The sequence below is a fragment of the Pseudomonas sp. LBUM1645 genome (assembly GCF_059716185.1).
In genome coordinates, this window is record NZ_CP166811.1 from 1,980,020 (window position 1) to 1,997,566 (window position 17,547).

Sequence of the window (17,547 nt, forward strand, 5' to 3'; positions counted from 1 at the left end):
GTGTCAGAAAAACCTAGTGCTCAGGATTCACGACTGCTGCGCAGCCGAACGCAGGCTTCGCCAGCTGCTACATGGTGTGTGTACGGGCTTCTAAGCAATATCGCTGTGGCTGAACTCCTCGCCCAGAAAGTCGATCAATGCGCGCACCGATGGCAGCAGCCCACGGCGTGAAGGGAAGATGGCGTGCACGATCCCGCATTTCGGTGCCCAGCCCGGCACCAGTTCCACCAGACGGCCCGCAGCAATGTCATCGCGCACCACCACGCTGGGCAGGTGAGCGATGCCGATCCCGGCCACCACGGCATGACGCAGCGCCAACAGGTCGTCGGTGACCATTCGCGGCGCATGCCGAATCACCGCGCTGGCGCCGTCCGCCCCAAACAATTCCCACTGATATTCACGCTGCGCCGCGCCCCAATGCAGGCTCGGCAACCCGCTGAGGTCAGCCGGGGAGGCCGGTGAAGACAGGCGCGACACAAAGGCCGGACTGCCCACCAGGCACTGGGTGCTGTTACCCAGCACCTTCATCACCATGTCGGTGTTTTCCAGCGGCGGAAAGCGCACCCGCAAGGCGATGTCGAACCCCTCGTGGATCAAGTCGACCCGGCGGTTGGTGCTCTCGATGAACAACTCCACCAGCGGGTACTTGAGCATGTAGCGGGTCAGCATCGGTCCGACCCAGGAGTTGAGCAGCGCGGTCGGGCAACTGATGCGCACCAGGCCTTGGGGTTCGGAGCGGTTGCGTTCGATCAGTTCGGCAGCGCTTTCCGCTTCCACGCGCATCGCCAGGCAACGCTGGTAATAGGCCTGGCCAATTTCCGTCAGTGAACAATGCCGGCTGGTGCGGTGCAGCAGGCGTACGCCGAGGCGCTCTTCGAGCTCGGCAATCCGCCGGCTCAGCTTCGACTTGGGCATGTCCAGCGCCCGACCGGCCGGGGCGAAACCGTGGTGCTCCACCACTTGGGTGAAGTAGTAGAGGGTGTTGAGGTCTTCCACCATCGTTCTCCATATAGAACGCTAAGGCTGATTTTTGCAGTCTAGTGCATCAAAGGGTTCAGTTTTAAGCTTTGTCCATCGCGTCACACACCAGATTCGGAGGCGGAATGAAAAACATCATCGGTATCTACACCAGCCCACGGACCCATTGGGTCGGCGACGGTTTTCCGGTTCGCACGCTGTTTTCCTACGACAACCTGGGCAAACACATCAGCCCGTTTTTGCTGCTCGATCACGCCGGTCCCGCTGAATTCACCCCGACCACCGAGCGTCGAGGCGTTGGTCAGCATCCACACCGCGGTTTCGAAACCGTGACCATCGTCTACAAGGGCGAACTGGAACACCGCGACTCCACCGGCAGCGGCGGCAAGATCGGCCCAGGCGACGTGCAATGGATGACCGCAGCCTCCGGGATTCTCCACGAAGAATTCCACTCCGAAGGTTTCGCCAAAACCGGCGGCACCCTGGAAATGGTGCAGCTATGGGTCAACCTGCCGGCCAAGGACAAGATGGCCGACGCCGGTTACCAGACGATTCTCGATGGCGACATCCCAAGCATCCCGCTCAAGGACCAGGCCGGCAGCCTGCGCTTGATCGCCGGTGAGTTCGACGGCCACACCGGCCCGGCGCGCACGTTTACCCCGATTGACGTCTGGGACCTGCGCCTCAACGGCGGCAAGTTGCTGACCCTGGACCTGCAAGAAGGTCGTAACACTGCACTTGTAGTGTTGCATGGCACGGTTCAGGTCAACGGTGTGGAACTGGTGCGCGAAGGGCAGTTGGCGTTGTTCGAACGCAATGGCCAGCAGCTCAGCCTGGAAGCCAATAACGATGCCGTCGTGTTGCTGCTCAGTGGCGAGCCGATCGACGAACCCATCGTCGGTCACGGTCCGTTCGTGATGAACAGCGAGCAAGAGATTCACCAGGCCTTCGCCGACTTCCAGTCAGGCCGGTTCGGTCGGATAAGCGGATGAACTCATTGTTGTAACGCTGTGGCGTGCCGGGCGTGGGCGACTACCCTTGCTTGGCCGCGTTTTAACGAACTATCAGGTTTCTCTCACGCCGGCCTGTTCGGCATCGATAAAAAGCGAGGATTACTCCCATGACTACCTCTTACAAACGTCTCGACAAGGATAACGCCGCCGTTCTGTTGGTCGATCACCAGGCGGGTCTGCTTTCTCTGGTGCGCGACATCGAGCCGGACCGTTTCAAGAACAACGTGTTGGCCCTGGCTGACCTGGCCAAGTACTTCAAGTTGCCGACCATCCTCACCACCAGTTTCGAAACCGGCCCCAACGGCCCGCTGGTGCCCGAGCTCAAGGCGCTGTTCCCGGATGCGCCGTACATTGCCCGTCCTGGCCAGATCAATGCCTGGGACAACGAAGACTTCGTCAAGGCGATCAAGGCGACCGGCAAGAAACAACTGATCATCGCTGGCGTGGTAACCGAAGTGTGCGTGGCGTTCCCGGCGTTGTCGGCACTGGCTGAAGGCTTCGAGGTGTTCGTGGTGACTGACGCTTCCGGCACCTTCAACGAGCTGACCCGTCAATCGGCCTGGGACCGCATGTCGGCCTCCGGCGCACAGTTGATGACCTGGTTCGGCCTGGCCTGTGAGCTGCATCGCGACTGGCGCAACGACGTGGAAGGCTTGGGCACCTTGTTCTCCAACCACATCCCGGACTACCGCAACCTGTTTACCAGCTACAACGCGCTGACTAACAGCAAGTAACCCCTGACAACATAGATCCCCTGTGGGAGCGAGCTTGCTCGCGATAGCGGTCTGACAGTCACTGCATTGGTGACTGTTCTACCGTCATCGCGAGCAAGCTCGCTCCCACATTGGTTTTGCATCAAACACTCCTACAATGTGGCCAATGTGTGCGATCTTCCGTTCATTGGCCTTCGCTGGAGTTGCTTGATGCAGTCACTGCTTACCGATCACCCGTTGATCTGCGCGATGATTTTGATCCTTATCGATCTGGGGCTGTGGCGCCTGCTCAGTGCCAATGGCAGCAACTGGAAAATGCTCGTACGGCTAGTGATTTTCTCGTTGTTCAGTGTCCTGCTGTTCAACGAAGGTCTGAACCCCATGGAGACGGCGCCATGGGCCGACAACGTCCCACTGCACCTGGCAGCCACCGGATTGCAGATTGGCTGGTGGCTGTTCGGCGCGCGCACCCTGACGGTGCTGATTGGCGCGGTGATGATGCAACGGGTCGGGCACACCGGGCGCTTGCTCCAGGATTTGCTCGGCGCGGTGATTTTCCTGATCGCGATCATCGCGGCTTTGGCGTACGTACTCGATCTGCCGGTCAAAGGCGTGCTGGCGACCTCCGGCGCGTTGGCGATCATCGTCGGCCTGGCCTTGCAAAGTACCCTCAGCGACGTGTTCTCCGGGATCGTGCTGAACACCACCAAACCCTATCAACTGGATGACTGGATCTCCATCGACGGCACCGAAGGCCGGGTCATCGATATCGACTGGCGCGCGACGCGCCTGCAAACGTCCCAGGGCAGCATGGCGGTGATTCCAAACTCCCTGGCGGCCAAAGCCAAGATCATCAACTTCAGCCGACCCAGTGATATTTTTGGCGTGTCCATCAGCCTGCAATTGAGCCCGCACGCGCGTCCGCAAACGGTGATCGACGCGCTGGAACGAGCGATGCAAGGATGCCGCTATCTGTTGAACAAACCGGCGCCGTGCGTCGCGTTGAAAGGCTCCAGCGCCACCGGCGTGGAATACGAAATCAGTGGTTTCGTGGTTTCGATGGATCAGAAACGCATGGTCCGCAATCTGCTGTTCGACCTGGCGTACCGGCACTTGCAGGCCAGCGGTGTCAGCCTGTTGTCGAGCGTCGAACCGACTGCACCTGCCAACCTCTCACGGCCACGGGCATTGCTGGACGCGTCGAATATTTTCTCGACCCTGCGTCAGGAAGAGAAAGAAACCTTCAGCCAGAACATGACCCTGCAAAACTTCCGCGCAGGTGAATTGATCCTGCCGGCGGGGGAGGTCAGCGATCATTTGTTCATCATCGAATCCGGTGTCGTCTCGGTGGAGCTGAGCCGTGGTGGGGTCAAGTTCGAATCCGGGCGCATGGGCCCGGGTGAGGTGATCGGCGAGGGCGGGATTTTGTCCGAGACGGCGCTACCGGCGGACTTCAGCGCCAAGACCGCGTGCAGCTTGTACCGGATCGAAAAGGACTACCTCAAACCGTGTCTGGATGCGCGACATGACATCAGCGAAGCGATGAAGGCGTTACTGGATTTCCGCTTGAACAAGGCTCAGACGTTGACTCAGGAAGCGCCTAGGGTTGTGCAGAAGAAGGGATTTTTGCAGTGGCTGCGCAATCGAGCGTAGGGGTTTGAAGGTCAGCGGCTTTCTGTGCGCAGACTGCCGCGCTGTCGGTGACGTGATGGCAATCACCCCTATGGCATATTTTCAAGCCCGACCATTGGCATCCTTATCTTCCCAATAATTGGCTATTTGCTGTAGGTCAGTGCGGGATTAACGTAGCTCCACACCCCTTGTGACTGGAGCACACCATGCAACCGCGTATTGATTTCTACACCGCTTCCCCAGACGCACTCAAAGCCATGATCGCGCTGGAAACCGCTGTCTCGAAGCTGCCTCTGGAAAAAACCCTGATTGAACTGGTCAAGCTGCGCGCCTCCCAGATCAATGGCTGCGCCTTCTGCGTCGACATGCACACCGCCGATGCCCGCAAGGGTGGCGAAACCGAGCGTCGGCTGTACGCGGTGTCGGTCTGGCGTGAAACACCGTTCTTCACACCCCGCGAACGTGCGGCGCTGGCCTGGACCGAATCCCTGACGCTGCTGAGCCAGACCCACGCCCCTGACGAAGACTACGAACTGGCCAGCGCGCAGTTCACGCCCAAGGAAATGGTCGACCTGACCGTGGCGATTTCCACCATCAACAGCTGGAACCGCCTGGCGGTAGGTTTCCGCAAAATGCCTCAGGAGTAATAACTGGGCTCAATGAGCATCCGCACTCGGCGCGGCCGGTGGTTGCACCTTGCGCATCAAGGGCACCATCGCCGTGGCGATGATGAAGCAGACCATGATCATCAGGAACGCATCGCCGTAGGTTTGCGTCTGCGCTTCGCGGTAGGTCAGCAGCCAGAGCTGATGCAGGCTGGCGGTGACGCCCGCGTCACCGCTTTGGCCGAGGGCGGCGAAGTTGTTGCCAACCTGGGACAGCCACTGATTCAGTGCTTCATTGGTGCTGTTGAGGTTTTCCGCCAACCGGGTGAAGTGCAGGTTGGTGCGGTCATTCAGAATGGTCGCGCACGCGGCGATGCCGATGGCACCCCCAAGGTTTCGCATCAAGTTGAACAGTCCCGACGCGTGTTTGAGCCGCGCTGGTGCCAGTCCGCCGAGGGTCAGGGTCACCGCTGGTGGCACCGCCAATTGCTGGGCAATCCCGCGCAGCGCTTGCGGCAACATCAATTCCTTAGCCCCCCAGTCATGGGTGATCGGGCTGAAATCCCACATCGACAACGCGAACAACCCAAGGCCGGTCATCATGATCCAGCGCAGATCGATGCGGTTGGCCAGAAAGGCGTACAGCGGAATCGCCATGATCTGGAACACCCCGGTGGAGAAAACCGCCAGACCAATGTCCAGCGCACCGTAGCCACGCACCCGGCCGAGAAACAGCGGCGTCAGGTAAATGGTGGCGAACAGACCGATCCCGGTGACAAACGAAAAGAAACAGCCTAGGGCAAAGTTGCGGTCTTTCAGGGCGCGCAGATCGACGATCGGGTTGGCAACGTGCAGGGTTCTACCGATGAACGCCAGGCCGGCCAGTCCGCTGATCCATGCCGTGGTCAGAATCGTGCTGTCGCTGAACCAGTTCCAGCGCGGGCCTTCTTCGAGGGTGTATTCCAGGCAACCGAGAAACAGCGCCATGAACACCATGCTCAAGTAGTCGGCGCCTTTGAGCAGCGACAATTCCGGCTGGTCGATTTTCACCAGCATCGGCACTGCCACGGCGACGAAGATCCCCGGCACCAGGTTGATGTAGAACAGCCAGTGCCAGGAGGAAACATCGGTAATCCAGCCGCCGATTACCGGCCCCAGGGTCGGGGCCAAAGAGGCCACCGCGCCAATGGTGGCGGCGGCGATCACCCGTTGTTTGCCGGTGAAGAAAAAGAACGCGGTGGTGAACACCAGCGGGATCATCGAACCACCGAGAAACCCTTGCAGGGCGCGGAAGGCGATCATGCTCTGAATGTTCCAGGCCGCGCCGCAGAGCAGGCTGGCCAAGGTGAAACCCACTGCTGATGCGCAGAACAGCCAACGTGTCGAGAACACTCGTGACAGCCAGCCAGACAACGGGATCACGATGATTTCGGCAATCAGGTAACTGGTTTGCACCCACGCCGTTTCGTCGGTGCCGGCCGAGAGCCCGCCGCCAATGTCACGCAACGACGCCGAGACGATCTGGATGTCCAGCAGGGCAATGAACATGCCGATGCACATGGTGGCGAAGGCGAACACCTTGGTCGCCGTTGCCATATCGGCGGCATTGAACGGTTGCGCGGGGGCGGCGAGGGCGCGGCTCATGGCGCGCTGGCCACGGCCGGGGTTTCAGGTTCCTTGCGAGTGTCCACTTCAGCGGTGACCGACAGGCCTGGACGCAGATGGCCGAGCACGCCATCGGCCGGATCAAGCACGATGCGCACCGGCACCCGCTGAACGATTTTGGTGAAGTTGCCGGTGGCGTTTTCCGGCGGCAGCACGCTGAACTGCGAACCGCTGGCCGGCGCGAGGCTGTCCAGATGACCGTGGAATTCTTGCCCCGAAAGCACGTCGGCGTGAATGATCACCCGTTGTCCCGGTGTCATTCGCGATAGCTGATCTTCCTTGAAGTTGGCATCGACCCACAGCCCACTGGCCGGTACCACCGACAGCAGTTGCGAACCGGCCTGGGCATAAGCGCCGACCCGTGCCCGACGATTGCCGATCACCCCGTCTACCGGGGCCTTCAGTTCGGTGTAACCCACATTCAATTGCGCCAGATCACGTTCGGCACGAGCCTGCATCAGTGCGGCGCGGGCTTGCTGTTTCTGGGTTGCGATCACGTTCAGCTGACGTTGCGCCGCCAGCAGTTCAGCCTGGGCCCGAGCACTGAGGGCTTGGGCGGTCTTGAAGGTGGCGTTGGCGCGTTGGGCGCTTTCCACCGAGACGGCATTGCTGCCGACCAGTTTTTTGTAGCGAGCATCGTCATCCCGTGAGCGGGCGGTTTCGGCGCCGGCGGCATCAATCCCGGCGCGGGCCTGGCCGATCACCGCGTGTTGCAATTCTTCGGTGGCATCGAGATTGGCGAGCAGCGCTTCTTCGGCGGCCACCGCACCTTCGGCTTCGGCCAGGTTGGCGCGGTAGTCGCGGGAGTCGAGACGAATCAACACATCGCCGGCCTTGACCTTCTGGTTGTCGGTCACCAGCACTTCTTCGATGTAACCCGCCACCTTCGGCCCGATCACCGTCACGTCGCCGCCGATGTAGGCGTCGTCGGTTTCTTCGATGAAACGGCCGGCGGTCCACCAGTGAGTCGCGTACAGCCCGGCGAACACCAGGCCAGCGATGACCGCAGCGAGCAAGATCAACCGTTTGAGCAGGGAAGGCTTGGGTGTGCTCACCGGGACAGCAAGGTCGGGTTCAAGGCTGGGCATGCTGGTCATGGGGTTTACCTGTAGGAAACGGGTCTTTATTACGCGTGTAATATGACGCAGGTAATATTTAGTGGCAATTGATTTTTACTGCCGGTGGTCAGTTGCTTATTTGAGCCAGGCGCCCGGGGTGATACCGGTCATGTCCTTGAAGAAGGCGATGAATGCACTGTCACTGGCAAACCCCAGGTCGAAGGCGCTGTAGCCAATGTTCCGCCCGGTCGCGAGCAGTTCGATGGCGCGCATCAGCCGCCATTGCTGGCGCCACTGCTGATAGCTCATGCCGGTTTCACGCTGGAAGATTCGCCCGATGGTTCGGCCGCTGGCGCCGATCTGTTGTTCCAGGACTTGAAGTTCCGGTGGCAGCTGCTCGAGCGTTGCGAGCAGCGGCGCCAGGCGTTTGTCCCACGGCAATGGCAAGAGCATTGGTTGCGGCACGGCGTCGCGGATTTCGCTCAGGCACAGGCCCAGCAGATGAACGAATTTGCCCTGCTGCCAATTCGTGTCGAAATCGGCCTGGGCTATCGGCTCCAGCACCGCCCGCAGCAACGGGCTGACTTCAATCACACAAACCTGTTGCGGCAGCTCGGCGCACAACGCCGGTGTCAGGTAAATCGAGCGGTAGTCGACGCTCTGCTGCATCACCGCGCGGTGGACAGCCCCAGGCGGAATCCATGCGGCGCGGGAGGGCGGCAACAGGCACAACTGCTGCGCCAGGGTAATGCGCGTGCAGCCCTGCCGGGTGAACAGCAACTGTCCGCGTTGATGCTGATGCAGTCCGGAATCGTGATCGCCCAGGATTGAGGCGATGCCGATCACCGACGCTGGATAGCTGTCGGGATCGAATTGCGTGTGGGAATCGAGCCAGGCCATGGATTGTCCGATTTCAACGATTAATTGGCAGGGTTTGGATAATACGTCAGTCAGGGTTTCTTAAGCTGCTCGCCAGTTTTTCTGGAAGAGTGAAGTCGTGATGAACTCCAAAAGCCTGTTGGTATTGGCGATTGCCTTGCTGATGTTTCCGCAGATCGCTCAAACCCTTTACAGCCCGGCGCTGGCGGACATTGGCCAGGCCTTTGCCGTCGGGCCGCAAGAGGCGGCGCAAACCCTGTCGGTGTTTTTTCTGGCTTTCGCATTCGGCGTGGTGGTGTGGGGCCGGCTGTGCGACCGGATCGGACGTCGGCCGTCGATGCTCGCCGGGCTGGCGTTGTATGCCGGCGCCTCGGTGCTGGCGCTCAATGCCCGTACCTTCGATACCCTGTTGATGGCCCAGGCGCTGGCAGCTTTTGGCGCTGCGGTGGGGTCGGTCGTGACGCAAACCGTACTGCGCGACCGTTTCAAGGGGGCGGAATTGGCGCAGGTGTTTTCGGTGATGGGCATCGCGCTTGCAGCCAGCCCGGCGATTGGCCTGTTCACCGGGGCGAGCCTGGTGCAAGGCTTCGGCTATCGCGGCGTGTTGGGATGCCTTCTGTTGCTGTCCTTGGCGTTAGGGCTGTGGTGCCTGCGGGGCTTGCCGGAAACCCGACCCCTGAATCTGACCACGCCTGCTCTGTTCGAGACGTTGTGGCGAATGCTCCAGGACCGCGATATCTGGCGTTCGACGCTCTTGGTGGCGCTGTTCAATATCGCGTTGTTCAGCTACTACAGCCTCGGTCCTTTCCTGTTTCAGCGCCTGGGCTTGAGTGCGCAATGGTTCGGCTACAGCGGTGTGATCCTGGCAATGGGTTCCGGCCTTGGCGCCTGGCTCAACAAACGCCTGTTGCATCGAGGGCTCAATGGTTTGCAACTGATCCGGCTGGCGGCAGTGTTGGCATTGGCAGGCGGTGTCGGCGTTTGGCTGATGCAGGGCAGCGGTCTGTTTGTGCTGGCGATGCTGCTGGTGGTGCTCGCGTTCGGCATGGCGATCCCGAACATCCTCGGTTCGGCACTGGCCAATTATGGCGATCGATTGGGTACAGCCGGCGCGCTGTTTGGTTTGTTCTATTACGTGCTGATTGGCGGTGGGTTGATGCTGGCAGCCTGGGGGCAGGCGTTGGGTGAGACGTTGATGCTGTGTGGCGCATTGGCGTTGCTGTTGGCGGGTTCAGGCGGCAAACGTAAGCGTTGATGACCGTTGTCCAGTTCAACAAAGAATTAATACAAACGGAAATCGGAGACGGTCATTTCGGAAACTTCCCACAGCGAGAATTGGAGCTTCCCGGTAGGTTCAACGACCCCGGCACCCTGCCGGGAAACCCCAAGGAAGAACGAACCATGACCAGAAAGGCCGTTATCGTTTTCAGCGGCGGACAAGACTCAACCACCTGCTTGATCCATGCATTGCCGATTTACGATGAAATCCACTGCATTACGTTTGATTATGGCCAGCGCCATCGTGCCGAAATCGAAGTGGCGCAACAGCTTTCAAAACAGCTTGGCGTGAAGGTGCACAAAGTATTGGACGCTTCATTGCTAAACGAACTTGCCATTAGCAGCTTGACGCGTGACAACATTCCAATTGCGAGGAGTACGGGGAACGGCGTGCCTGATACGTTTGTGCCTGGCAGGAATATTCTGTTTTTAACGTTGGCTTCTATTTATGCCTATCAAGTCGGTGCTGAAGCTGTCATCACAGGGGTATGTGAAACAGAGAGCTCTGGTTATCCTGATTGTGGCGATGAGTTTGTTAAGGTGTTGAACAGTGCCATTGAGTTGGGAATGGATTATAAGTTGCGAGTTGAGGCGCCGCTTATGTGGCTGAACAAGGCAGAAATCTGGGCGCTGAGCGATTACTATAATCGGCTGGATTTGATTAACAATCATACGCTTACTTGTTACCGCGGGATAAAAGGAAGTGGGTGTGCCAGTTGTGATGCTTGTGGTCTCCGTGCAAAAGGGATGAAAACATATCTGGAAAACAAAACTGATGTCATGAAAGATTTAAAAATAAAACTTAACCTAAGATAGGCAACATAATCATGAGGGGTTGGATTTCAACCCCCTTGTCTCATACCGCTTGCTTGCCTGGCATGCGCTTTTGAAAAAGTGATCTTGCCCCATATGCGGGCAAAATATTAAAAACAGCAAAAAACATTTTTATAACTATCTGGATATAGATGATATTAAGTATGTCGCTATTTTGCATGGAGCCGTAGAATGCAATAAAGCAAAAAATAAAGCTGTCTATTATCACCGCAAAAAAAGTGCTGAAAAACACTCGCAGAAATAGAAATCTGGAGTTCGTGAGTTCTTTTATTCTGCAGAGAAGATACGAGTTCACGTATTCGGAAATTAGAAACGATATGGAGGAGGCTACTAAGATAGACGACACGTGGCCAATAACCTCGTTGTAGGATGCATCAAGTTTCCAGCCAGGTAGTCCCGGAAAGTAAGTCGATGCACCAAGCAAAACCATAATAAAGGTGTTGCATGAAAATACAAGAAGGATGACTTTTTTGGCCAGTCTAAGTCCGTAAAATTCATTTAATAGGTCAACGATTAAAAATGTAAGTGGGTACAGAAAAACTCCCGGCGTAACAACAATATTAAGTTGCTCTAAGTAAACGGGTTTTGCTGCGCCAATATTTGCAAAAATGTAAAGCGTAAAAAGTAGAAGGTTTAGTACGACGTACATGGCCCACGATTTTTCATGACGGTCAGTCATTTCGTATGCTGTCAATGCAGTCCCGCGCGAATAGAACTTTCTATATATATCCTTTATTTCTGCTTTGTTTAAATTGTCTAGTATGTCGCTTTTCATAAGCTTGCCTAAATTTACTTTGATGATTTTTCCCGTGGAAATAATCATTATTACTGCAAGCTCTTTGCTGTTCTCAAATCCTAATAGTTTGTACTTGCTGTTCTCGACTGCGCTTTTGTCAACCATTAAATCTTTCCTCTATAATTTCTCCTACGGTATAAACGACATCCGAATCAATAAGGTTTTCATTGGTTATAAATAATTTTTTTATTTTTTTGTCGTACATCAGTTTTTCTCTATCGCTATTTGAGACTCCTTTTTTTATGATCAATAGGTCTCCAGGTTCATTGGTCCCACTGATTTCGCTCTCAAGAAGCACTCCGATTAAATTGCACGCCGCACCGAAATAGTACGTCAAGGGATGAAGTGTCGCTAGCTCACCGATTCTTTTGTCCAAGCTCTGAATAAGCAAACTTTCTTTGATTATGGGGACTGCGGCTGGATTCATGTTTCCGTGAAGGGAAATACTGCTTTCGATTATCTCTTTCTTCTCAAAATCTATGCTTTCTATTTCTTTATAGGATACTCCGAAAAAATCAGAGATCTTGCGAACTGTAGACTGTTGGACGTTTACAACCTTGCCCTCCAAAATGTTGTATATCGTAGTTCTGGTTAAGCCAATGGAGTTGCATAGTGATAGTTGAGTTTCGCCGCGACTTTTTATCAAATACTTAATGTTGTTTTTTAAATTTTCTGTTTTTTCTTTTCTGTGCATTAAAAGTCACCGTTTGCTTTTTTGCTAGAGAAAATCTCCCCGATATAGCTGAGTGTTTTCAGAGAGCCCTACATCCTGCATGCCTGAATTATGTGCAAAATAATGTCGTAAGCACGCTGGCAAACGTTAAATAATGTTTCACAGGGGGACGTAGGGGTACATCACCGAAATTTCTTACAGAAATGAGGAAGTAATGGGTGTTTAATGTGAGGCACTGTTAACAGCGGAAAATATCGTCTGTATTTTTTGTAGCTATCGAATCTTTCGGAATGTACGAATATTAACCACTTATAATCATTTTCCTGCACAGATGTTCACTTGTTTGATTAATAAAGTTAAATTTATTATTAATAATTTTACCTCTCCGATAACACGCGTACAGTAGCCAACCTAGTCCCGGTCAACAGCGTGGGACTTGCATTTTTTAACTTTGCAAGGAGCTCTGTTATGAAAAAATTCGCCACCAAATCCGCGGCATCACCAAACGATTCCCCAAACGAAACCGTCGATTCATCCAGTCCCGCCAAAGTCGCCGAACAACTCGTCAGCGTGCCCCTGCGTACTCACACACGTCCCGCATCTGCCAGCTATTTCTTCGCCGTCGTTCCGGATGTCGACACGGAATCCCTGCTCTGTCATGCCTCTGAAACCCTCGCCTCCCTCAGTGTCATGGCCACCGATCTTGCCCGTGAACTGGAAGGCCCTCGTCGCCATGTCATTGTGGGTATTCAGCAACTTTCCGCGCTGGGCGAGTTACTGGTCAATCGAGCGCTGGACAACCTGGAACCGCCCCGGGGATCGTCTGAAGGTCGTCCAACTGCCAACGCTGAATAATCGTGTGCCTTTACCCAATGGAGGTTTTTCATCATGGATCGATACATGCCTATCACTGGCATCGACTGCAACATCCCATCATTGCTGATCGACACTGAGGCACCACTGGACGTGTTGCATGAAACCGCGGCCTATCGCATTCGTACCGCAACGCAACTGCTGGAGAGCATTGCGTTTGGCGAGGGTGTCCACAGTGAGCTGGCGCGGGTGTTGGTGACTTCACTGCGCGATGGCTGTGATTTGATGGATGTCGTCGGACGACGATTGCAGGGGCAGGTTTCAGTGTAAAAAAAGGGCGCCTTTCGGCGCCCCCGTTACAAACAGGTCGGCTGGTCGTTGTCCTGATTGCCACCACCCGCGCACAAGATCATCAGCGGATAGGCCGGGGGCAAAAACCGGTGTAGCGCCGATCTGGAATCCATTGCTTCCGGTTAATAGGAAGCATTACTATTCACGCCCCGTCTTCACAGCACACCGCAATGACCCCCAAGCTGCCCCGCAGACACGGCTTTTTCGAGCATTACGAAGAGTTGGTCGGGACCTGGACCCGTCGCCTGAGAAATCGTCAGCAGGCCGAGGACCTGGCCCACGACACCTTCGTGAGGGTGCTTGAGTCCGATTCGGCGACGGTTGCACAACCTCGGGCGTATTTGCACCAGACCGCGCGCAACATCGCGGTGGATGGTTATCGGCGGGAGGATCGGCGGGGCGCCATGGAGTCGGAGGCGGTTGATCACAGTGTGTCGTCGTCCGGCGACCCGGAGCATTTCATGCATGCGATCCAGTTGGCTGACTCCATCGAACGGGCGCTCACCGAGCTGCCGGTCAACTGCCGCAAGGTGTTTGTCTGGCAGAAGATCGAAGGCCTGACCCAGGCTGAAATCGCCGAACGCCTGGGACTGTCCAAGAACATGGTGGAAAAGTATATGATCCGCACGCTGCGGCATCTGCGCGACCGCCTTGACGGATTGCAGCCATGATCGGCGGTGCCTTCTCATCCCCACCCAAACAGGAACTTCCATGATGGATACTCGTGATTGTGCGTGCGGGCAAACAACGGTTCGCGACGATGCGGCGCGGTGGTTTGTGCGTTTGCAGGAACCTGCGGTGAATGTCGAAGAGTATCGGCATTTCGAAGCCTGGCTGGACGAACACCCTCAGCATCGCGACGAATTCCAGTTGCTCCAGGGCTTGTGGTCGGCGGCGGATTTGCTGCCGGCGGCACGTCTGCAAGCCTTGTGTGAAACCCCGCCCGCGCGCAGCAAACGTCGCCCGCTGGTGCGTTATGCGGTGGCCGCCAGTGTGTTGGCCGTCGCGCTCGGGTTGGGGTTGTTCAGCGGTTTGAATCACCCGGCGATCTACACCGCCGAATTTTCTACGGCCTTGGGTGAGCGACGTCATGTGGCGTTGCCGGACGGTTCGGTGATCGACCTGAACAGCCGCAGCCGCGTTCAGGTGCACTATGAAAACGACCGCCGCAGCATCGAGCTGACGCAGGGCGAAGCGATGTTCAGCGTCGAGCACGACACCCGTCGGCCTTTCGTGGTCGAGGCGGGCAGCGGCAAGGTTACGGTCACCGGCACCCGTTTTGATGTGCGTCGCGACACCGCCCAAACCCGGGTCGTGGTGGAGCAGGGCACCGTCAAGGTTCAGGGTCACGCAGCGGCGGACAGCGATTTCATCAGCCTCACCGCCGGGCTCGGTACGCACATCGATGCCCAGGGCAAAGTGGCCGCTGCCTACGCGGTCAACCCTGCGGAGCTGACCGCCTGGCGCAGCGGCAAACTGGTGTTCACCAACGCCAGACTCAGCGACGTCGCCGAGGAAGTCTCGCGCTATCGGGAGAAACCGCTCACCGTCGGCAACGACAAAGTGGGCAATCTGCGCCTGACCAGCGTGTTCAAATCCGGCAACACCGACGCACTGCTCAAGGCCTTGCCGAGCATTCTGCCAGTGGCCGTGCGCACCCTCGATGACGGCAGTCAGGAAATAATTTCAAAATAAATTCAGGTTTTTTTCGAGTTGATCGTCTTCCTGTCCAACTGCAACTGGTTTGCATTAACAAGCGCACACTCTTGCGATCCACAGGACTACGTTCGACGTGAAAAAATCCACCGCTAAAAACAACAAATCACCTTGGTTGCGCCTCGCTCTCGCCCTGGCTGTCACCACGGCGCTGCCCCAGGCGTTTGCAGCCGACGCGATTCACATCCCGGCGCAACCCCTGGGTCAGGCCCTGAGTGAACTGGGCCAGCAAACCTCGCTGCAGGTGTTCTTCAGCCCTGAGCTGGTCGCCGGCAAACAGGCCCCGGCGGTGGACGGCAACCTTTCGCCAGAAGACGCGCTGCGCCAGTTGCTGCAAGGCAGCGGTCTGCAATACCAGATCGACGAAGGTTCGGTCACGTTGATGCCAGCCCCGACTTCGGCTGCCAACGGCCCTTTGGAATTGGGCGTGACCGACATCAAGGTAGTCGGCGACTGGCTCGGTGACGCCGATGCCGCCGTGGTGCAGAACCACCCCGGCGCCCGTACGGTGATTCGCCGCGAGGCGATGGTCGAGCAGGGCGCAATGAACGTCGGCGACGTGCTGAAGCGCGTGCCCGGTGTGCAAGTGCAGGACGCCAACGGCACCGGCGGCAGCGACATTTCCCTGAACGTCGGCGTGCGCGGCCTGACCTCACGCCTGTCGCCACGCTCCACCGTGCTGATTGACGGCGTGCCGGCAGCGTTCGCCCCGTACGGCCAGCCGCAGTTGTCCATGGCTCCGATTTCTTCCGGCAACCTCGACAGCATCGACGTGGTTCGCGGCGCCGGCTCCGTGCGTTACGGGCCACAGAACGTCGGTGGCGTGATCAACTTCGTCACTCGCGCGATTCCGGAAAAAGCTACCGGTGAAATCGGCAGCACCCTGGAAACCTCCCAGCACGGTGGCTGGAAGCACATCGACACGGCGTTTCTCGGCGGCACCGCGGACAACGGCATCGGCATGGCGCTGCTGTACTCGGGCGTGAACGGCAACGGATACCGTGAACGCAACAACGGCAACGACATCGACGACGTGATCCTCAAGACCCACTGGGCACCCACCGATGTGGACGATTTCAGCCTCAACTTTCACTACTACGACGCCAGCGCCGACATGCCCGGCGGCCTGACCCAGGCGCAGTACGACGCCGATCCGTTCCAGTCCGACCGCAACAACGACAACTTCAGCGGACGCCGCAAGGACGTCTCGTTCAAGTGGGCACGGCAGATCGACGATCGCACCCAGGCCGAAGTGCTGACTTACTATTCCGACAGCTTCCGTGGCAGCAACATCGCCGCTCGCGATCAGAAAACCCTCGGCTCGTTCCCGCGTACTTACTACACCTTCGGGATTGAACCGCGGGTCTCCCGCGTGTTCGACGTCGGCCCGACGACCCAGGAAGTCAGTGTCGGTTATCGCTACCTCAAGGAAGGCATGCACGAAGAGGCGAGCCGCCTGGCGCTGGTCAACAACGAGCCGGTCGCGACCAAGAGTTCGGACGGCCATGTCTATCAGGACCGCACCGGTGGCACTGAAGCCAACTCGGTGTACGTCGATAACAAAATCGACGTTGGCAACTGGACCATCACCCCCGGCATCCGCTTTGAACACATCAGCACCGACTGGCACGACCGCCCGGTGCTCGACACCGCCGGCAAACCGGTGCTGGAAAAGAACCGCAGCATCGAAAGCAACGAGCCGCTGCCGGCCCTGAGCGTGATGTATCACGTGTCGGAAGAGTGGAAGCTGTTCGCCAACTACGAAACCTCGTTTGGGAGCCTGCAGTATTTCCAGCTCGGCCAGGGAGGCTCGGGTGACGAGCCCGCCAATGGCCTGGAACCGGAAAAGGCCAAGACCTACGAGGTCGGCACGCGCTACAACAATGATGTGTGGGGCGGGGAAGTGACGCTGTTCTACATCGACTTCGATAAAGAGCTGCAATACATCAGCAACGATGCGGGCTGGACCAACCTCGGCGCGACCACGCACCAGGGCATCGAGGCGTCGGTGCACTACGACATGGCGGCACTGGACCCACGGCTCGACGGCCTGACCGCCAATGCCGGTTTCACCTACACGCGTGCCGTTTATGAAGGCGAGATCCCGGGCTTCAAGGGCCGTGACCTGCCGTTCTACTCGCGTCAGGTGGCGACTGCCGGTTTGCGTTACGACATCAACCGCTGGACCTACAACCTCGATGCCTTTGCCCAGTCCAAGCAGCGTTCGCCGGGCGTCGCTGTGAACGCTGATGGCAGTTTCAGCGGCAACTACATCACCGAAGGCACCGCGGACGGCCAGTACGGCGACATCCCGGGCTACGTCACTTGGAACGTGCGCGGCGGTTATGACTTCGGCGCACAGCTGTCGAACCTGAAAGTCGGCGCCGGGGTAAAGAACGTTTTCGACAAGCAGTACTTCACCCGTTCCAGCGACAACAACTCGGGGATGTACGTGGGTGCACCGCGCACGTTCTTTGTGCAGGCCAGCGTCGGGTTTTAACGGCTGAAGATCAAAAGATCGCAGCCTCCGGCAGCTCCTACAG

The 17,547-nt window shown here is 57.4% G+C and carries 17 protein-coding genes; 11 read left to right on the plus strand and 6 right to left on the minus strand.

Going from position 1 to position 17,547, the window contains the following annotated elements; translation table 11 throughout:
* Window positions 1-90: 90 nt before the first annotated feature.
* On the minus strand, window positions 91-999 hold the full coding sequence (locus ACA079_RS08675) for a LysR substrate-binding domain-containing protein (RefSeq protein ID WP_129437126.1): 909 nt from the start codon (window positions 997-999) through the stop codon (window positions 91-93).
* Between the two features lie 104 nt (window positions 1,000-1,103).
* On the opposite strand from ACA079_RS08675, the gene ACA079_RS08680 reads away from it, so the two are divergent.
* The 4 genes from ACA079_RS08680 to ACA079_RS08695 all read left to right on the plus strand — a co-directional run bounded on the left by ACA079_RS08680 (window position 1,104) and on the right by ACA079_RS08695 (window position 4,983).
* Window positions 1,104-1,970, plus strand: a complete 867-nt coding sequence (locus ACA079_RS08680; RefSeq protein ID WP_497703216.1) for a pirin family protein — start codon at window positions 1,104-1,106, stop codon at window positions 1,968-1,970.
* Between the two features lie 128 nt (window positions 1,971-2,098).
* Complete coding sequence (ycaC, locus tag ACA079_RS08685) at window positions 2,099-2,725, plus strand: isochorismate family cysteine hydrolase YcaC (RefSeq protein WP_033061120.1); 627 nt, start codon at window positions 2,099-2,101, stop codon at window positions 2,723-2,725.
* 189 nt (window positions 2,726-2,914) lie between these two features.
* Window positions 2,915-4,357 (plus strand): mechanosensitive ion channel domain-containing protein, encoded by a 1,443-nt coding sequence (locus ACA079_RS08690; protein WP_497703217.1) that lies wholly within the window; start codon window positions 2,915-2,917, stop codon window positions 4,355-4,357.
* Window positions 4,358-4,542: 185 nt separating this feature from the next.
* A complete protein-coding gene (locus ACA079_RS08695) occupies window positions 4,543-4,983 on the plus strand; it encodes a carboxymuconolactone decarboxylase family protein (protein WP_497703218.1) in 441 nt (146 codons plus the stop codon).
* A gap of 9 nt (window positions 4,984-4,992) precedes the next feature.
* Here the strand turns inward: ACA079_RS08695 and ACA079_RS08700 are convergent, their stop codons facing one another.
* The 3 genes from ACA079_RS08700 to ACA079_RS08710 all read right to left on the minus strand — a co-directional run bounded on the left by ACA079_RS08700 (window position 4,993) and on the right by ACA079_RS08710 (window position 8,564).
* Entirely contained in the window at window positions 4,993-6,585 is a 1,593-nt protein-coding gene (locus tag ACA079_RS08700) for a DHA2 family efflux MFS transporter permease subunit (RefSeq protein WP_497703219.1), read from the minus strand.
* Entirely contained in the window at window positions 6,582-7,703 is a 1,122-nt protein-coding gene (locus tag ACA079_RS08705) for an HlyD family secretion protein (protein ID WP_497703220.1), read from the minus strand. The genes ACA079_RS08700 and ACA079_RS08705 overlap by 4 nt, the downstream gene beginning before the upstream one ends.
* 96 nt (window positions 7,704-7,799) lie before the next feature.
* On the minus strand, window positions 7,800-8,564 hold the full coding sequence (locus ACA079_RS08710) for an AraC family transcriptional regulator (protein ID WP_497703221.1): 765 nt from the start codon (window positions 8,562-8,564) through the stop codon (window positions 7,800-7,802).
* A 100-nt stretch (window positions 8,565-8,664) separates the two neighbouring features.
* On the opposite strand from ACA079_RS08710, the gene ACA079_RS08715 reads away from it, so the two are divergent.
* Entirely contained in the window at window positions 8,665-9,798 is a 1,134-nt protein-coding gene (locus ACA079_RS08715) for an MFS transporter (RefSeq protein ID WP_497704296.1), read from the plus strand.
* A gap of 146 nt (window positions 9,799-9,944) precedes the next feature.
* On the plus strand, window positions 9,945-10,637 hold the full coding sequence (queC, locus tag ACA079_RS08720; RefSeq protein WP_497704297.1) for a 7-cyano-7-deazaguanine synthase QueC: 693 nt from the start codon (window positions 9,945-9,947) through the stop codon (window positions 10,635-10,637).
* A 40-nt stretch (window positions 10,638-10,677) separates the two neighbouring features.
* Here the strand turns inward: queC and ACA079_RS08725 are convergent, their stop codons facing one another.
* The gene (locus tag ACA079_RS08725; RefSeq protein WP_497703222.1) at window positions 10,678-11,556 is read right to left on the minus strand and encodes a queuosine precursor transporter; all 879 of its coding nucleotides are present in this window, start codon (window positions 11,554-11,556) and stop codon (window positions 10,678-10,680) included.
* Complete coding sequence (locus ACA079_RS08730) at window positions 11,549-12,145, minus strand: helix-turn-helix transcriptional regulator (protein WP_497703223.1); 597 nt, start codon at window positions 12,143-12,145, stop codon at window positions 11,549-11,551. Before ACA079_RS08730 ends, ACA079_RS08725 begins: the two co-directional genes overlap by 8 nt.
* Before the next feature lie 447 nt (window positions 12,146-12,592).
* Between ACA079_RS08730 and ACA079_RS08735 the strand changes: the two genes are divergently transcribed.
* The 5 genes from ACA079_RS08735 to ACA079_RS08755 all read left to right on the plus strand — a co-directional run bounded on the left by ACA079_RS08735 (window position 12,593) and on the right by ACA079_RS08755 (window position 17,504).
* A complete protein-coding gene (locus tag ACA079_RS08735; RefSeq protein ID WP_497703224.1) occupies window positions 12,593-12,979 on the plus strand; it encodes a DUF6124 family protein in 387 nt (128 codons plus the stop codon).
* 33 nt (window positions 12,980-13,012) lie between these two features.
* A complete protein-coding gene (locus ACA079_RS08740) occupies window positions 13,013-13,267 on the plus strand; it encodes a hypothetical protein (protein ID WP_497703225.1) in 255 nt (84 codons plus the stop codon).
* Window positions 13,268-13,458: 191 nt separating this feature from the next.
* Window positions 13,459-13,959 carry a sigma-70 family RNA polymerase sigma factor gene (locus ACA079_RS08745; RefSeq protein ID WP_033061101.1) on the plus strand — a complete coding sequence of 167 codons (501 nt, stop codon included), beginning with the start codon at window positions 13,459-13,461 and terminating at the stop codon, window positions 13,957-13,959.
* A 40-nt stretch (window positions 13,960-13,999) separates the two neighbouring features.
* Window positions 14,000-14,983, plus strand: coding sequence for a FecR family protein (locus tag ACA079_RS08750; protein ID WP_497703226.1), 984 nt, complete (start codon window positions 14,000-14,002; stop codon window positions 14,981-14,983).
* Between the two features lie 97 nt (window positions 14,984-15,080).
* On the plus strand, window positions 15,081-17,504 hold the full coding sequence (locus ACA079_RS08755; protein ID WP_497703227.1) for a TonB-dependent siderophore receptor: 2,424 nt from the start codon (window positions 15,081-15,083) through the stop codon (window positions 17,502-17,504).
* Window positions 17,505-17,547 lie beyond the last annotated feature (43 nt).

Excerpts from the sequence above, each read along its gene's own strand:
- ACA079_RS08700 (WP_497703219.1), bottom strand. The coding sequence starts at position 6,585 with ATGAGCCGCGCCCTCGCCGCCCCCGCGCAACCGTTCAATGCCGCCGAT.
- ACA079_RS08690 (WP_497703217.1), top strand. The coding sequence starts at position 2,915 with ATGCAGTCACTGCTTACCGATCACCCGTTGATCTGCGCGATGATTTTG.
- ACA079_RS08745 (WP_033061101.1), top strand. The coding sequence starts at position 13,459 with ATGACCCCCAAGCTGCCCCGCAGACACGGCTTTTTCGAGCATTACGAA.
- queC (WP_497704297.1), top strand. The coding sequence starts at position 9,945 with ATGACCAGAAAGGCCGTTATCGTTTTCAGCGGCGGACAAGACTCAACC.
- ACA079_RS08730 (WP_497703223.1), bottom strand. The coding sequence starts at position 12,145 with ATGCACAGAAAAGAAAAAACAGAAAATTTAAAAAACAACATTAAGTAT.
- ACA079_RS08705 (WP_497703220.1), bottom strand. The coding sequence starts at position 7,703 with ATGACCAGCATGCCCAGCCTTGAACCCGACCTTGCTGTCCCGGTGAGC.
- ACA079_RS08695 (WP_497703218.1), top strand. The coding sequence starts at position 4,543 with ATGCAACCGCGTATTGATTTCTACACCGCTTCCCCAGACGCACTCAAA.
- ACA079_RS08750 (WP_497703226.1), top strand. The coding sequence starts at position 14,000 with ATGATGGATACTCGTGATTGTGCGTGCGGGCAAACAACGGTTCGCGAC.
- ACA079_RS08680 (WP_497703216.1), top strand. The coding sequence starts at position 1,104 with ATGAAAAACATCATCGGTATCTACACCAGCCCACGGACCCATTGGGTC.
- ACA079_RS08740 (WP_497703225.1), top strand. The coding sequence starts at position 13,013 with ATGGATCGATACATGCCTATCACTGGCATCGACTGCAACATCCCATCA.
- ycaC (WP_033061120.1), top strand. The coding sequence starts at position 2,099 with ATGACTACCTCTTACAAACGTCTCGACAAGGATAACGCCGCCGTTCTG.
- ACA079_RS08710 (WP_497703221.1), bottom strand. The coding sequence starts at position 8,564 with ATGGCCTGGCTCGATTCCCACACGCAATTCGATCCCGACAGCTATCCA.
- ACA079_RS08725 (WP_497703222.1), bottom strand. The coding sequence starts at position 11,556 with ATGGTTGACAAAAGCGCAGTCGAGAACAGCAAGTACAAACTATTAGGA.
- ACA079_RS08675 (WP_129437126.1), bottom strand. The coding sequence starts at position 999 with ATGGTGGAAGACCTCAACACCCTCTACTACTTCACCCAAGTGGTGGAG.
- ACA079_RS08715 (WP_497704296.1), top strand. The coding sequence starts at position 8,665 with ATGAACTCCAAAAGCCTGTTGGTATTGGCGATTGCCTTGCTGATGTTT.
- ACA079_RS08735 (WP_497703224.1), top strand. The coding sequence starts at position 12,593 with ATGAAAAAATTCGCCACCAAATCCGCGGCATCACCAAACGATTCCCCA.